14 protein-coding genes are annotated in these 13,816 nt (G+C 72.8%); 10 read left to right on the top strand and 4 right to left on the bottom strand.

The window, feature by feature from the left end:
- The first annotated feature begins 16 nt into the window (after positions 1–16).
- The 9 genes from AB0O82_RS10610 (at position 17) to AB0O82_RS10570 (ending at position 6,885) form a co-directional block, all read left to right on the top strand.
- A complete protein-coding gene (locus AB0O82_RS10610; protein ID WP_363582212.1) occupies positions 17–688 on the top strand; it encodes a hypothetical protein in 672 nt (223 codons plus the stop codon).
- A complete protein-coding gene (locus tag AB0O82_RS10605; protein WP_363582210.1) occupies positions 685–813 on the top strand; it encodes a hypothetical protein in 129 nt (42 codons plus the stop codon). The genes AB0O82_RS10610 and AB0O82_RS10605 overlap by 4 nt, the downstream gene beginning before the upstream one ends.
- Positions 814–867: 54 nt before the next feature.
- Entirely contained in the window at positions 868–1,272 is a 405-nt protein-coding gene (locus AB0O82_RS10600) for a hypothetical protein (RefSeq protein WP_363582208.1), read from the top strand.
- Between the two features lie 58 nt (positions 1,273–1,330).
- Positions 1,331–2,815, top strand: a complete 1,485-nt coding sequence (locus AB0O82_RS10595) for a DNA cytosine methyltransferase (RefSeq protein WP_363582206.1) — start codon at positions 1,331–1,333, stop codon at positions 2,813–2,815.
- A 5-nt stretch (positions 2,816–2,820) separates the two neighbouring features.
- Complete coding sequence (locus AB0O82_RS10590; protein WP_363582204.1) at positions 2,821–3,267, top strand: hypothetical protein; 447 nt, start codon at positions 2,821–2,823, stop codon at positions 3,265–3,267.
- A gap of 293 nt (positions 3,268–3,560) precedes the next feature.
- Positions 3,561–4,193, top strand: coding sequence for a hypothetical protein (locus AB0O82_RS10585; protein WP_363582202.1), 633 nt, complete (start codon positions 3,561–3,563; stop codon positions 4,191–4,193).
- Between the two features lie 99 nt (positions 4,194–4,292).
- The gene (locus AB0O82_RS10580; protein WP_363582200.1) at positions 4,293–5,312 is read left to right on the top strand and encodes an N-6 DNA methylase; all 1,020 of its coding nucleotides are present in this window, start codon (positions 4,293–4,295) and stop codon (positions 5,310–5,312) included.
- Entirely contained in the window at positions 5,309–5,785 is a 477-nt protein-coding gene (locus AB0O82_RS10575) for a hypothetical protein (protein WP_363582198.1), read from the top strand. Before AB0O82_RS10580 ends, AB0O82_RS10575 begins: the two co-directional genes overlap by 4 nt.
- Positions 5,782–6,885: a DUF4192 domain-containing protein gene (locus AB0O82_RS10570; RefSeq protein WP_363582196.1), complete on the top strand. Its 1,104-nt coding sequence runs from the start codon at positions 5,782–5,784 to the stop codon at positions 6,883–6,885. Before AB0O82_RS10575 ends, AB0O82_RS10570 begins: the two co-directional genes overlap by 4 nt.
- Before the next feature lie 445 nt (positions 6,886–7,330).
- On the opposite strand, the gene AB0O82_RS10565 is transcribed toward AB0O82_RS10570, so the two are convergent.
- Positions 7,331–7,744 (bottom strand): CU044_2847 family protein, encoded by a 414-nt coding sequence (locus tag AB0O82_RS10565; RefSeq protein WP_363582194.1) that lies wholly within the window; start codon positions 7,742–7,744, stop codon positions 7,331–7,333.
- A 124-nt stretch (positions 7,745–7,868) separates the two neighbouring features.
- On the opposite strand from AB0O82_RS10565, the gene AB0O82_RS10560 reads away from it, so the two are divergent.
- On the top strand, positions 7,869–9,092 hold the full coding sequence (locus AB0O82_RS10560) for a hypothetical protein (RefSeq protein WP_363582192.1): 1,224 nt from the start codon (positions 7,869–7,871) through the stop codon (positions 9,090–9,092).
- On the opposite strand, the gene AB0O82_RS10555 is transcribed toward AB0O82_RS10560, so the two are convergent.
- From AB0O82_RS10555 to AB0O82_RS10545, 3 genes are read right to left on the bottom strand one after another with little or no spacing between them, the layout of a single operon-like run.
- Positions 9,082–9,675, bottom strand: a complete 594-nt coding sequence (locus tag AB0O82_RS10555; protein ID WP_363582190.1) for an NUDIX hydrolase — start codon at positions 9,673–9,675, stop codon at positions 9,082–9,084. The genes AB0O82_RS10560 and AB0O82_RS10555 overlap by 11 nt on opposite strands.
- 43 nt (positions 9,676–9,718) lie before the next feature.
- A complete protein-coding gene (locus AB0O82_RS10550; RefSeq protein WP_363582188.1) occupies positions 9,719–12,919 on the bottom strand; it encodes a trypsin-like peptidase domain-containing protein in 3,201 nt (1,066 codons plus the stop codon).
- On the bottom strand, positions 12,916–13,788 hold the full coding sequence (locus AB0O82_RS10545) for a hypothetical protein (protein WP_363582186.1): 873 nt from the start codon (positions 13,786–13,788) through the stop codon (positions 12,916–12,918). The genes AB0O82_RS10550 and AB0O82_RS10545 overlap by 4 nt, the downstream gene beginning before the upstream one ends.
- Positions 13,789–13,816: the final 28 nt, after the last annotated feature.

The following is a 13,816-nucleotide window of genomic DNA, read 5'->3' as shown; positions in this document are numbered from 1 at the left end:
CCCTCTTGGAGACCCAATGAACCTCGCACCCCTGCCCAGTGGTCGGGACACCGATCCCACCTGGCGCCTCGTCCACTACCGGTACACACACCTGATCACCCCGCTGCGCGCCCGCGGCCTCGTGGTGGACATCAAGAACGCCGCCAAGGGAAACCGGCGCATCACCGCCGCCCTGCCGGACGGCAGCCGGCTCACCATCACCACCGAGACCGGCCTCCCGCTGCACCCCGAGAACGTCCTGAACTGGCTCGTCCAGCACGAGCCGAAGAGCGAGCGGGCGCCCGTCCTCGTCTACGACTCCACGCCGAGCGGGACCGCCCGACAGGCCAGCGCCATCCTGTCCCCGCTGCTGGTCGCAACGGACCGATACCTCGCCCAGAACGGTCTCATCGAACCGCCGTCCGCCGGACACCCGGTAGTCCTCCACTCCAGCGGCGCCGCCGACGCTCGCTTCGGCGACGTGGCCGACTACGGGCAGTACGCCGACCTGGCCTCTGCCCTCCACGCGCACCGAAGCCACAGTGACAAGCTGCGCCGCGACGGCTGGGCCCGGCTGTGGGCACACCCCAGCGCGGACTGGCCCCGGACGCTCTGGAGCCGGGGAACGGCCATCTTCCACACCTGGATCGACCTGGCCGAGCTGAACCGGTCCGGGCCCGCCGTGACCGGCCGGGAGGGCGCGGAGTGATCTCCCTCGGCTTACTCGCCGCCGGCCTCCTGGCCCTCGGCCTGCTCACCGCCGCCGCCATCGAACAGCGCGCTTGGGAGCGCCGCACCGCACGCCGAGGCGCCCACCGTCGCACCGCCCGCTGACTCACCGCCCGGCCCGCCGCCCTTCAGCGGGCCGGGCCTACCTGGAGACCTCTCATGGACGACATCAAGCAGTTCGACGGCGACGCCGTCGCTCACACCCCCAGCTACCAGCACCCCGCCCTGCGCAGCCTGCCCAGCGACATCCTCTGGGTCGTACCCGAACTCGGCCCCCAGTGGTCGGAGGCCGGAACGCGCACGCGGCGGCACGCGCTGCCCGCACCGCTGACCCGCGCCATGGCCTACGCCCAGCAGTCGCTTGCCCGCGCGATCGGCCGTGACCGCGAGACGGACGGGAGGCCGGCGGCCTGCCGCTGCCTGTTCGAGCACCCGGCCACCCGGGTGGCCGTCGACGAACTGACCGCCCGCGCCGAGGCCGCCCGCCAGTCCGGCGAGGACCGCGGACAGCAGATGCACCTGCTCCTCCTCGCCCGCGCCGCGAACTGCCCGTCCCTGCGCTGACCCACCCGCTGGCCCGCCCGCCCGGGTGGGCGGGCCAGCCCATGCCTCTTGGAACCCCATGTCTCTCACCTTCACCGACCTGTTCTGCGGGGCCGGCGGGAGCAGCACCGGCCTCGTCGAGGCCGGCTTCTCGCTAGTCCTGGCCATCAACCACTGGCGCACCGCCCTGGAAACCCACGCGGCGAACCACCGCCTCGCCGATCACCTGCTCACCGACACCAGCGGCCTCGACATGCGGCGCCTGCCGAAGACCGACGTCCTCTGGGCGAGTCCCATCTGCACCGAGATATCGCCCGCCGGCGGGCGCCGCCGCATACCCGAAGGGCAGCTCCTCCTCCTGGAGGACGGCCCCGTCGACGCGGAAGCGTTCGTCCGGACCAGGGTCACCGCCACCGACGTCATCCGAGCGGTGGAAGTCCACCGCTACTCGGCCGTCGTGGTCGAGAACGTCACCGAATTCGCGACCGACTGGCCGTTGTTCAAGTGGTGGCTGGACGGCATGACCCTCCTCGGCTACAACCACCAGATCGTCTCGGCCAGTTCGGCGCACCTCGGAGGGCCCGGCAACCTGCCCGCGCCGCAGTGGCGCGACAGGCTGTACATCGTCTTCACCCGCAAGGGCATCCGCCTGCCGGACCTCACGGTCAGCCCGCGCGCGCACTGCTTCGGCTGCGGCACCGACGTGGACGCCGTCCAGACCTGGCGCAACGGTCGCACGATCGGCAAGTACCGCTCCCAGTACGACTTCCGCTGCCCGAACACCACGTGCCGCCACGCGATCGTCGAACCGTACGTGCGCCCGGCCGCCGACGTCATCGACTGGTCCAACCTCGGTGGGCGGATCGGGGACCGGCCCCGGCCGCTCGCCGCGAAGACCATCGAGCGCATCCGCCGGGGGCTGGAGTTGTTCCCGGACCGGGCCTCGGTGCTCACCCTCAACCACGGCGGCCACGACGGCCGGGCGACGGCCGCAGGCGAGGTGCCGCTGCCCGTGCGCTGCGCCAAGCAGGGCGAAGGCCTGCTCGTGCCCGTCGGTGGCACCTGGGCGGACAGCCCCGAGAGCACGGCCGAGCCGATGCGCACCAGGATGACGCGTGAGACCGAGGCGCTGGTGACGGTGCCACCCTTCGTCGTGGACATGCGCCGCAACGGCACGGCGCGATCCCTGGGCGAACCGTTGTCCACCATCGCCACCGCCCGCCACCACGGCCTGACCGTTCCCGGCGCGACCCGGCAGATTGCCCGCGACCGGGCCCGCAACACCCTGGTCATCCCGTACCGCCGCGCCGCGGTGAAGACGGCGGCTGAGCCGGTGCACACCCTCTCCACCCGTGACTCCGCCGGCCTCGCCTCGCTCGCCGAAGCCGTCGAGGACTGCCACTTCCGCATGCTCCAGCCTGAAGAGCAGCTCGGGGCGCAGCGGTTCCCCAGCGAGTACATCGTCAAGGGCACCAAGGGCGAGCGGACCAAGCAGGCCGGGAACGCGGTCTCCGTCAACGCCGCGGCGTTCATCGGCAACCGGCTGATGGAGGTCCTGAGCTGACCTCCGTGACCGCCGCCGAAACGAACTGGACCGACCGGGCACCCTGCCGGGGCGACCTGCGCTTCGCCCCCGCCGACGGGCCGGCCGCCAGTCGCTTCGCCATGCTCGCCGACGTGTTCGAGCTCCTGGCGCTGTGCCGGGACTGCCCGTTCCGCTCCGAATGCATCGCCCGCGTCGCGCCGAGCCAGAGCGGTTTCGACGGGGTGTGCGGCGGTCACCTCTGGCTCGACGGACGGGCGATCGCCTCCGCACACGGAATCGGCCCCGCGCCAGAGGAGCCCCCTCTCCGGGCCGCGTGCGGCACCCCGGCCGGAGCCCGCTCCCACTCCCGGCACGGCGAACGAGCCTGCTCGGCGTGCCGCCAGGCGCAGCGCGACTACCAGCGCGAACGCCGCCGCCGTCGCAGGGCACAGGAAGCGGCGAAATTCACAGTGCCCGGAAAGTCGAATTAATTATTGAATTACCTATGGCTAGCTATTGAATAGGCGGTTATTGCGACTAAGATATAAGTATGGAATTCGGGAAAAGCCCGGATCGGAGAAAGGAAGCGGAAATGGCCTGCCCGTGCGAATGCAACCGAGGCGGATTCTGCGGCGGCTGCGGCCACGCCGGCTGCGGCGGACGTCGCCCCCGCCCCAAGCGCCACTGACCAGCAGGCGCCCCGGCGAAAGCCGGGGCGCCCCCCACCCAACCCCTCCGCCCCGGCCACCGGCCGGGGCGGAGCCATAAGCGAAGGACGAACACCATGAACACCCGCCCCAGCGCGGTCCAGTGCCTGGCCGAACAGCTCAACCTGCCCGCCGAAGTCGTGGGGATCGGCTACCGGACGATCCGCGAAGCCCTCAAGGCCCACCGGAACCAGCACCACCCCACCCTCAGCCCCGAGGCGTACCTGCGGATGGCATTCGCCGACGGATACGCCGTCACCCTGATCGCCGCCGCCTCGTTCCGACTCCTCCGCCGCGACGCCGACGCCCAACTCGTGGAAGCCGTCCACGACGCCGCGCACCCCAGCACGCCGCACACCGCGCCGTCCGCAGGATGCGCGCCCGAGGACGCCGACCACCCCCAGGTCCAGGCCGCCGTCGCGATCCTCACCGCCGCAGGCCTGCCCCCGATCGACTCCCCGCGCGGGCACGGCTTCCAGGTCCTCCCCGCGGATGCCGAACTCCCCGGATGGGTGTTCATCGCCCCTGACCGCGACGCCCCGATACGGCCCGGCTTCGCCGGCGGAACCAGCGGCTACGAGAACGTCCTGCGCCTCGCCGGTTGGCTCACCCGCGCCGACGCCGAGACGGGCCTCCTCGGGGCATGCCCGCGCGAACACGTCCAGGCCGCTCTGGCCGCCCGAGACGGGGACGAACACCGCCCCGCCTGACCCGCCGCACCACCAGCCCGGAAGCCGGGGGCTGTCCGCATGCAGCCCCCGGCGCCCCAGAGATAGGTGACACGACTTAAGGCGCCAGAAAGGATGAACATGACCCTCTTGCCCGGCGTCGCCCCGCTCGTCGTACCCCGCCCCCTGCCCGCCTGGGTCCAGGCGGCACAGCAAGCCGCCGCCGAACCCCCCGAGCCCAAGACCCGCACCGGCCAGCACCGGCGCGCGCCCTTCGCCAGCCACCGTGAGATCGCCACCCGCCTCGCGGAGGACGTCACCAACGCCTGGTTCAGGGCGCGAGGCGGCTCCCAACACGCCATACCCATCGGCGTCGTCGCCGCGCTCGCCCTGGTCGCTCCAGCCGAAGAAGACGGGCCCGACCTCGGAGACCAGATCCTCGAACTCAGCCCCGACGAACTCGCGGTGATGCTGCGCCGAATCTGGGCCCACCACTGGTTCAGCGAGCCCTTCCTGATCGAGCGCACCCGCCCACTCCACGACTGGCTCAACGAGGAAGAGCCCGACCCCGATCTCGTCCACGCGGCCCACCAGGTCGCCCACGCCGCGATCAACAGCGGACTGCTCGACGTCACCGGCCACAAGGACCCCGGCCACCGCTCGGACACCGACGTCCTCTCCCGCCTCATCATGGACATGCACAGCAAGGCCAAGCGCCTCGCCGACGGCGAGTTCCACACACCCGAAGCGGTGTGCGACCTCATGGCCAGCGTGATCATCAACGCCCACGACCTCAAGCCGGGCGCGAGCATCCACGACCCGGCCGCAGGCTCCGGCGCCATGCTCCGGGCCGCCGCCAACCACCTGCGCGACACCGGCCTCAACTCTGCCGACCACCACTGGTACGCCAACGACATCGACGAACTGGCCGTCGCCTGCTGCGCGGTCAACTCCATCGTCTGGGGCCTCGGGCCCAACGTCGTCGTCGCCAAGGCCAACTCGCTCACCGAACCCGACTGGCCCACCCGCGCCCGCGCCGAGCGCGCCGCGATCATCGCCCACCGCAACCGCGTCTTCCAGCAGGCCGCCACCGAAGCCGCGCAGCGCAAGGCGCTGCGCCTCCTCACCAACCTCACCCAACCCCTGGAAAGGACCGCATGACCAGCCCATCCGCCCGCACCTTCGCGGAGCAGCTCGCCGCCGAACTCCCCGACTGGAACACGAACTACAACATCAGCGGCTACAACGGCGCCATCTACCTCACCCACCCCGACGGCCACCGCCTCGGCCTGCGCATCCAGACGCACGGCCACCGCCTTCAGACCTGGATCACCGCCGGCCCCCTGCCCGAGCTGCCGGCCGCAGCCACCCCGTCCGAAGCCGCCAAGGCCCAGACCGCCCAGGACGCGCGACTGCCGTCCGGCCGCACCTGGCACGCCGTCCTCAACCTCGGCACCACCATCAACCCGCACAAGGCGCTGCTCACCCTCGCCACCAAGCACCTGATCCGCGCCCTCACCGTCAAGCCCAAGTACGCCGCCACCGCCCCCAAGTGGCGCGAGAAGCAGCCGCTTCCCTCGGCGCGCTTGACGCGCCTGCCCAAGCCCACCACCCGAAAGGACGACACCAAGTGACCAACCAGGTAACCGCCCGACTCCGCGGACCGGCCGACCTCGCCGAGTCCATCCCCTACAACCTCGGCTTCCAGCCGGAGAACAGCATCGTCCTCGCCGGAATCGACGGCGACGGCTGCATGGCGGGACTCATCAGGATGGCCCTCCCCGAGTCCGGCGACGTCGAGCAGGCCGCCGACGAGGCCATGGCGGCACTCATCAGCGTCTATGTCGGCCACGGCGTCGACCTGCACCGGATCGCCATCGCGCTCTACCGCGACCCGGCCGCCGACACCGATCGCTCGATCATCGTCGACGCCCTCGCACCTCTTGCCGAGTCGCTGACCAAAGCCGCCGAGGAAGACGCAATAGGCGTTATGGAGGCCCTGCTTGTCTCCGACGGTGCCTGGAGCTCCTTCTTCTGCACCAAGCCGGACTGCTGCCAGACGAAGGGGACTCCGGTGCGCGGCATGGACAACCCCGGGCCGGTCGGCACCGCGCTGATCGTCGCGGGTCGCACCGTCGCCTCCGGCCGCTCCGCCCTCGAAGCGAAGATACGGCCGGCGGGCGGCACCGACACCACAAGCTTCCACGCGGCACTGAGTACAGCCGAGGCCAACCCTCTGCCCGAGATGGCACGGTACGACCTCCTACACCGATGCCTGGCCTGCGCTGCCTCCGGAGACAGGCCCAGCGAGGAGGAGGCAGCCCAGCTCATCGTCGCCCTGACCGACCGGGAGTTTCGAGACCTGGCGCTGTCCTACTCCGAGCCCGCGGAACGTTCGGCCGCCGTACGCCTCTGGCAAGACCTCGCCGCGCGCATCGGCAAGCCACGTCGGCACCTTGCCGCCGCCCCCCTGGTCCTCCTCACATGGAACTCCTGGCTCTACGAGTCCCCCGCCATGGCGATGGTTGCGCTGCGCGAGGCGCAGGCCGTGGACCCGATGTACGAGATGGCCAACAGGCTGGAGGAACTGTTCATGATCAACGCCGACCCCGCCGGCGTTCAGGACGTGCTCCGGGAGGTTCGGACGGAGTGGGAGTTCGACCGGGGGGTGGTTGGACGCGACCAAGCGGACTGGCAAGCGCCTAAGATGGGCGAAGGCTCCGACCCGCAGTAGGCGGGCGACAACGGCTCCGCCCCGAGCACTGGGGGCGGAGCCGTTTTGCTCCGGAATGGTGAAGCCCTGGTCGCGCGTTCGCGGACCAGAGCCGACCTGGGGGTGAGTGCCACGGAGGTCTGAAAGCGCCTCGCAGGGTGTCCCCGTGGGGACGTGGTGGGGACACAAGGACCGTGAAGCCTCGTGAGAGGCAGTGACCCGATGGGTGGTCACATACCCTCTGACCTGCGGCGGAGGGGAAGAGTGGGACGTCGGGGGATGGACCGTGAGACCTTCCGAGGCTCTTGTAAAGCGGGGGTCGTCGGTTCGAACCCGACAGGGGGCTCGCGTAGGAAGCAATGCGACCGGTGCCCGAAGGGCCGGCTCGCCGGAGTGATCCGGCGGAGCCGGCCCTTCGTCGTTGCCGGGGCGTGCCGCAGGCCGTGGGGTGGTGCGTGGCGGTCGATCAGGTGGGTTCGGGTGCGGATTCGCCCGGTTCGCCGGATTCGGTGGGTTCGTTCGAGTCATCGGATTCCTCCGATTCCTCCGGTTCGTTCGGCGGGCCGGAAAGGGCGGTCTCGCCGCTTTTCCGCCAGGTTGCCGTCACCTTCAGGCTGGCCTTTCCGTCGACTCCCGTCACCGCGCTCACGAGGACTCCCGTCTTGACGGAGAGCTCGATTCCGAATTCGAGCGTGAATTCGTCGGGGGCGGCCGCCCGCAGGCCGGATCGCACGTTGCCGACCACGGTCTGGAGGGTGCTCGCGAGGTCGTCCAGCTGGTAGCTGGGGCGGCGCAGGGCGACGTCCCTGGGCCCGCGCTGCTCCTCGATGCGGGCCCAGAATGTCCCCTCGGGCGTCACTACTTGGACAAGCTCCGACATTTCTCCTCCAAGGGGTGCCGTTGCCGGGGTCGAATTGCCGGAAAACCGGTGACCGGCCCGGGCCGTGGGCCTATCCTTCTTCTTCGCGAGGGGAACTGTATCGGGCGCCGAGGGGTGGCAGGCCATGGATATGGGACAGCGGGCGGCGGGTACCGAACGCATCTACCTCTCCGATGTGGAGCCGCACGCGGCGGCGCCGATCGACCGGGCCTCGGACCTGCGGTCGCGGGTCCTGCTGCATGTCCTCTTCGCCGACACCCTGCTGATCGGCGACTCGCAGGGCCTCAACAACAGGTACTTCCGGGCACTCGTCGACGCCGAGGAGGCGCGGAAGGTCCGCTGGTCCCCGGGTACGGCGGCGCTCTCGGACTTCGGCGCCCTCCTGGAGGCAGGCCGGCTGCGGGTCGCGCTGCGGGCGGGCGGGACCCTGCACCGGATCAGCGACGGCCACCGGGCCGAGGGCGTGGAGAACGCGCCCGACGTCCCCTACGTGGAGCGGCTGACCGGGGTGTCGTCCGCGCACACGGTGCCGTACGACGGGTCGGCCGTCGCCGCCGCGTTCAAGTCCGGTGTCCTGACGCGGATCGAGGCCGCCGAGCGGGACTTCGCCGGGAGCGCGCGGGAGGCCCTCGAAGCCGCTCGCGCCTGGGTCTCCGAGCAGGATCCGCTGCTCTACAAGCAACTCCGGGACTGGCTGGCCGACTACCGGAGCGCGCGCCCGGGGGGCAGCGCCGAACTCGTCCTCGTGCTCCAGTCGGTGGACGACTGGGCCGGCGAGTCCTACCGGCGGGCGCTGCCGCAGGCCCTGGGCGTCGGCATGGCCGGCCCGCGCGACGGCGAGGGCACCATCCCGGTCTTCCGGAGCCGGCGACTCGTCGAGTACGCGGGGTTCCCGGCGGTGATGCTCGACAACCTGCTGCTGTCCCAACTTCCGGTGGAGGTGGTGTTCGAGGCGATCGAGCAGCCCTCCCGGGTGGCCCTGGTCGCGGAGTTGGGGCGGCTGCGCCGGGGGATCCAGCCGGACACGGCGGTGCTGCGTTCGGCGGTCGACGAGTTCAGCTCGTGGACGCTGGAGGCGTTCGAGCGCACCTTCCGCCGTGTCGGGGGTCTGGCGTGGGAGCACTTGCGGGGTGAGGTCCGGCTGATGCGCTTCGGGCTGGACGAGGACCCGGTCGCCGGTCGGCTGGGGGCCGGCCTGGAGGTGGTCTCCCCGGCGACCGACGGCGTTCGCGACCTGTCGCTCCACGTGGTGAACGGCCCGGGTGCGGCGGGCCCGGACCCGCAGCGCCGGGCCCAGCCGCGGCCGTTGCGCGAGCTCGACCCCTTCGAGCGGGTGGTCACCCTCTGACGGTCCCGGTCTGCGGGTCGGGGTGGGCCTGGAGGAGGGCGAAGGCGGCCAGGGTGACGCCGCAGGTGATCCGGCCCTGCCGCAGCCAGCGCGCCATCAGGTCGGGGGAGACCCAGACCGGGTCGGTCACCGATTCCATGGCCTCCGGACGGGCGGTGGCGGTGCCTCCGGGGAGCACGGTGGCGCGGCAGACGTGGATGCCGTTCTCGATCAGGCCGGTGTCCGCGTGGATCAGGCCGAGGCTCTCCACGGTGGAGGCGATGAGGCCGGTCTCCTCCCTGAGCTCGCGCGCGGCGGCCTCCTCCGGGGGTTCGCCGGGCTCGCAGCCGCCGCGCGGGAACTCCAGCGAGGCGGCGCCGACCGGGTAGCGGTAGGAGGGCACCAGCGCGATGCCGTCGGGGCCGGTCGCCACCACGACGACGCCGGTCTGCGACCACTGCCACCGGAGGTAGTTGCCGGCCGTGCCGCCCGGGGCGACGACCTCGTCGTTGTAGAGCCGGCCGAAGCGGTTCCCGAAGACCTCGACGGCCTGGCGGCGTCGGATCGGGGCGGGCGCGGCGAGGTCCTGAGAGTCCGTGGGCATCATGCTCCTACCTGCCGTCGTAGGGCCGCAGGTGGCGACGGCCTCACCTGCCATGATTGCCCATGGTCGCCAGCTGCTCCACCCAGTGTGCGCGCTCGTCGGTGAACTCGGTTATCTCCGAGGAGAGTTGGACCAGCATCCGGAGCGAGGACCGTTGTGCGGCGAGCCGTTGCCGGTCGCCGGGCGGAAGGGCGGCGCGCAGCTGTGCGGCTTCCCGCAGCGCGCGGTACGCCTCGTCGTCCCGTCCGGCCCGGACGAGGCTGATCGCCTGCCGGTGCAACGCCTCCGGGAGCCTGGCCAGGTAGCGGCCGGGCTGCTGGTCGGCGAGCTCGCGCAGCAGCGCGAGCGCCCGGTAGCCGGCCGCCACCGCCTCGACGGGCCGGCCGGCCAGTTGCCCGCACCGGGCGAGGAGTTGGAGGCAGGTCAGCAGGGTGTCGTCCTGCCGGGCCCCCGGTTCGGCCTCCTCGCACAGCTCGACGCCGTGTGCGGCCGCGTCGAGGGCGGCGCTCACCTGGCCGTCCTCCATCCGCACCAGGGCCAGGGTGCTCAGCACCGTCGCGGTGTCCAGGAGGTACGTCTGGCGCAGGGTGTCGTCCCCGTCCGCCCCGGCGAGGAGTTCCTCGTAGTGGGCGACGGCCGACCTGGCGTGTTCGAGCGCCGGTTCGGTCCGGTGGGCGCGGTGCAGCAGGAGGCTCACGTTGTGGAGCGCCCTCGCGTACTCGGGGAGGTGGCGTCCGGTCTGCCGGACGAGGTCCCGGCTGAGGCGGACGGCCTGCTGGGCGGCGGTCAGCGCCGAGTCGCCGGGGCGGACGCCGTCCGCGCCGAGTCCGCCGGGGGCCGGTCCGCCCGGGGCCGGTCCGTCCGAGGCCGGTCCGCCCGGGGCCGGTCCGCCCGGGGCCGGTCCGTCCGAGGCCGGTCCGCCCGGGGCCGGTCCGCCCGGGGCCGGTCCGTCCGCGGCCGGTCCGTCCGCGGCGGTCTCGTCGAGCCGGAGGCTGTAGCTGATGAGGCGGCGCAGCCTGCGCAGCTGGTCCTCCTCGCCGAATTCGGGGTCCGGCTGGTCCAGCAGGCGCTTCAGGACCAGCGCCGCCACCGGCGACATGCTGGAGGGGTAGCCGGGCAGCCGGCTCTCGACGGCGGCGAGGACGTCCGGTCCGCACGCCCGTACGGCGGGCAGCATGAGGGCCGCCAGCGGTTCGGCGTGCGGCAGTACGGCGCCGTTGGCGGCCAGGGCCGGCAGGAGCGCGTCGGGCCGCTCGGCGATGCTCCGGGCCAGTGCGGCGTCCAGGGCCGGGTGGGCGGGGTGGTCCACGACCCGCCCCACCCCGGTGCAGCCGCGGGCGCGGGCGAGGATCTCCACGGTCTCGGTGGCCGCCGCGATCCGCTGCTGCGGCGAGGCGGGGTGCGGCGGGTCCAGCAGGGCGAGCAGGTACTCCTCGGAGCGTCCCGAGCTCTCCGGCGTACTCAGCACCCGTCGGACCAGGATCTCGCCGATCCGGCTCGGGCCGACGGGGGCGACCAGGCCGTCCTCGGCCGGGTAGAGCATGCGCAGGAGGGCGTTGACGACGTTCATGTTGAGGGGCGGATGGTGGGGGAACGCCTCGGCCCGGACCCGTTCCAGCAGGGCGATCAGCCGGTCCGAGCGTCGCCCGGGGGCGAGCACCGGGACGAGGAGGAGCCCTTCCGCCAGGAGCCGGCCGGCCTCGCCGGCCAGGGCCGGCTCCGCGGGCAGCCACGCCGTGAGCTGCGCGTGCCAGACCCGGACCTCGTGGTCGCAGAGCCGTTCGAGCGGATCGCCGTGCCCGGACCAGCTGCTTCCCCGGGCGAGGGTGAGGACGGCGTCCAGCGCGAGTGCCAGCACGCCGAGCAGCGAGTCCTCCCGCCCGGCGCGCGACGGAAGGCTCCTCGGTACGGGCAGGCGGTCGTGGCCGAGTCGTCGGGCGAAGACCTCGAAGGCCGAGACGACCAGCGCGGCGGGTGAGGCGTCCCCGGTGGCGGTGGCGGTGGCGGAGGCGGAGGCGGAGGGGACGGAGGGGATCGTCCTGGGGAGTTCCACGACGCTGGCGTCGGCCAGTGCCCAGTCGTCGACGCCGCTCTGCAGCGCCCGCCAGAAGGGCTCGGCCGTGCGGGCGAGCAGCAGCAGGCGCAGCCGGGGCTGCTCGGGTCCGAACCGCGAGACGTGGTCCACCAGGGTGCGGATGTCCTCCAGCCGGGCCTGGGCGTAGTCGAAGACGGCGAGGACCGCCAGACCGTCGTCGAGGGCGGTGGTCAGCTCGTCCAGCCACCCCGCCCCCGCGAGGCTGCTGCGCTGTACGAAGCCCGCGAGCCAGCCGTCCTCGGCCATCAGCCGGCACAGTTCGGCGGCGAGCCTGGTCTTGCCGGAGCCGCCAGGCGCGTGGAGCAGGCGCAGCAGCAGCGGGGTCCCGTCGGCGCACCAGGCCCGCAGTTCGGCGAGTTCCGGGCGGTCCACGAAGGGCATCGCGCCCTGCGTCAGCAGCTGGGCGGGGGTCGGCCGGGGCGTCTGGCGGGGCCGGTGGTGTCCGTACGCCCCGAAGAGCCGGACCTGGCGCCCGGCCCGGTCCATCGCCAGGTCGTACCAGGCCGTGCCGGGCCGGTGGCCGAGTCCGTTGCGCCGGGCCAGTTCGGGGAAGCAGGTCCGCACCGCGTCGACGGGGACCATCCAGCCGCCCAGGACGGCCGTCTCGTCGCGGGAGGTCTTGAGCACTCCGCACACCCGCCCGGTGGCGGGGTCGAGCACGAGGCTGCCGCTGAACCCCTGGACGACCTGGTCGCTCTTGAGCCGGACGAAGTGGCCCGCTTCGCCGGAGCGGCCGACGACGGAGAGGCACAGGGTGTCCCGGTGGGTGCCGGCGTCCAGGGTCGCGTCGCTGAATCCGTGGACGATCACGTCCGAGCCGCCGGGGGGCAACTGATCGGCGAGCCAGACGCCCGCGGTGTCCAGCGGTTCGGGGAGCCGGAGCACCGCGAGGTCCGGGTACGCGTAGATGCCGCCGTCCGGGTCCTGCCGCGGTTCCCGGGCGACCACCTCGGCCCGGAGCGTGCGCCCGTGCACCGTCACCGCCGGGTGCGGGTCGGAGCGGACGACGTGGGCGCAGGTCAGCACGGTGTCGGGGGCGACCAGGAAGCCGGTGCCGGAGCTCTCCGCGGTCTCGATCAGCACCGCTTGTTCCGTGGCGAGTCGGCTGACGGCCTCCCGGCGCCGCCGGGTCTCGTTGTCGGGGATCACTCGGGGTCCCTTCGATCGGGGGTGCCAGGGTGTCGTGCCCGGCCGTCGGAATCCAGTGACGGAGGTGCGCCGGGACGTAGTTGACGCAGGGTCCAGCCGTGGGCGCCGGGGGTCAAGGGGGTGGTGTGGGCGGTGAGGAGTTCGGCGGCGCGGCGGTAGGAGAGGCGGGCGCGGCCGGTGTGGGGGCAGCGGTCGGGGGCGGGGGTGCCGGCGGGGGCGCGGCGGTCGGTGAGGAAGAGCGGGCCGGCGGTGCGGCCGGCGACGAGGAGGGGGAGCAGCCGGGCGGTGCCGCTCCGCCAGTGGACGGGGGTGCGGCCGGGCCGGTGGAGGGTGCGGTGCCGGGGCAGGTCGAGGTCGTCGGTGTCGAGGGCGAGGACGGTGTCGATGGCGGCGCCTGACTCGTGGAGCAGGTGCCAGAGCGACTGTTCGCGCAGGGGCGCGCGGAGGGTGAAGAGGGCGCGCAGGTCGTCGGGTGTCAGGGGAGTGACGGTCGGTCCGGGCCGCGGGCCGGGGTGCAGGTCGGTGGTGGGGTCGTCGTCGAGCCAGCGCTGGGCCCGCCACCAGGCCACGGCGGCGCGCAGGGTGGAGAGTTCGCGGTTGAGTGTGCGCGGGTCGGTGTCGGCGCGGCGGCGGTCGGCGGCGGTGCGCAGACGGCGGGCGGCGTCCGGGTGGTCGAGCAGGGCCAGCGGGAGGACGGGCGGCCGGGCGCGCCGCCGGTCGGGGCCGGTGGGGGCGGGGCGGTCGGCGAGGGCCCAGGCCCAGGTGTTCAGGGCGATCCGGTAGATCCGCCGGGAGCCTTCGGCGAGCCCGGAGGCGGCCAGGTAGCGCTCGACGGCGACGGCGTACTCGACCGGGGGGAGCTCTGCCATGGCGGGGCCTCTTCCGCAGTAAATCAAC

The organism is Kitasatospora sp. NPDC088264 (assembly GCF_040685715.1).
In the GTDB taxonomy this organism is placed as follows: domain Bacteria; phylum Actinomycetota; class Actinomycetes; order Streptomycetales; family Streptomycetaceae; genus Kitasatospora.
The sequence above is the reverse complement of the archived record's forward strand: the minus strand, read 5'-3'. Positions and strand labels throughout refer to the sequence as shown.

Coding starts and splice junctions, on each gene's coding strand:
- AB0O82_RS10565 (WP_363582194.1), bottom strand. CDS start 7,744: ATGTCGGAGCTTGTCCAAGTAGTGACGCCCGAGGGGACATTCTGGGCC.
- AB0O82_RS10595 (WP_363582206.1), top strand. CDS start 1,331: ATGTCTCTCACCTTCACCGACCTGTTCTGCGGGGCCGGCGGGAGCAGC.
- AB0O82_RS10555 (WP_363582190.1), bottom strand. CDS start 9,675: ATGCCCACGGACTCTCAGGACCTCGCCGCGCCCGCCCCGATCCGACGC.
- AB0O82_RS10575 (WP_363582198.1), top strand. CDS start 5,309: ATGACCAGCCCATCCGCCCGCACCTTCGCGGAGCAGCTCGCCGCCGAA.
- AB0O82_RS10585 (WP_363582202.1), top strand. CDS start 3,561: ATGAACACCCGCCCCAGCGCGGTCCAGTGCCTGGCCGAACAGCTCAAC.
- AB0O82_RS10580 (WP_363582200.1), top strand. CDS start 4,293: ATGACCCTCTTGCCCGGCGTCGCCCCGCTCGTCGTACCCCGCCCCCTG.
- AB0O82_RS10610 (WP_363582212.1), top strand. CDS start 17: ATGAACCTCGCACCCCTGCCCAGTGGTCGGGACACCGATCCCACCTGG.
- AB0O82_RS10560 (WP_363582192.1), top strand. CDS start 7,869: ATGGATATGGGACAGCGGGCGGCGGGTACCGAACGCATCTACCTCTCC.
- AB0O82_RS10600 (WP_363582208.1), top strand. CDS start 868: ATGGACGACATCAAGCAGTTCGACGGCGACGCCGTCGCTCACACCCCC.
- AB0O82_RS10545 (WP_363582186.1), bottom strand. CDS start 13,788: ATGGCAGAGCTCCCCCCGGTCGAGTACGCCGTCGCCGTCGAGCGCTAC.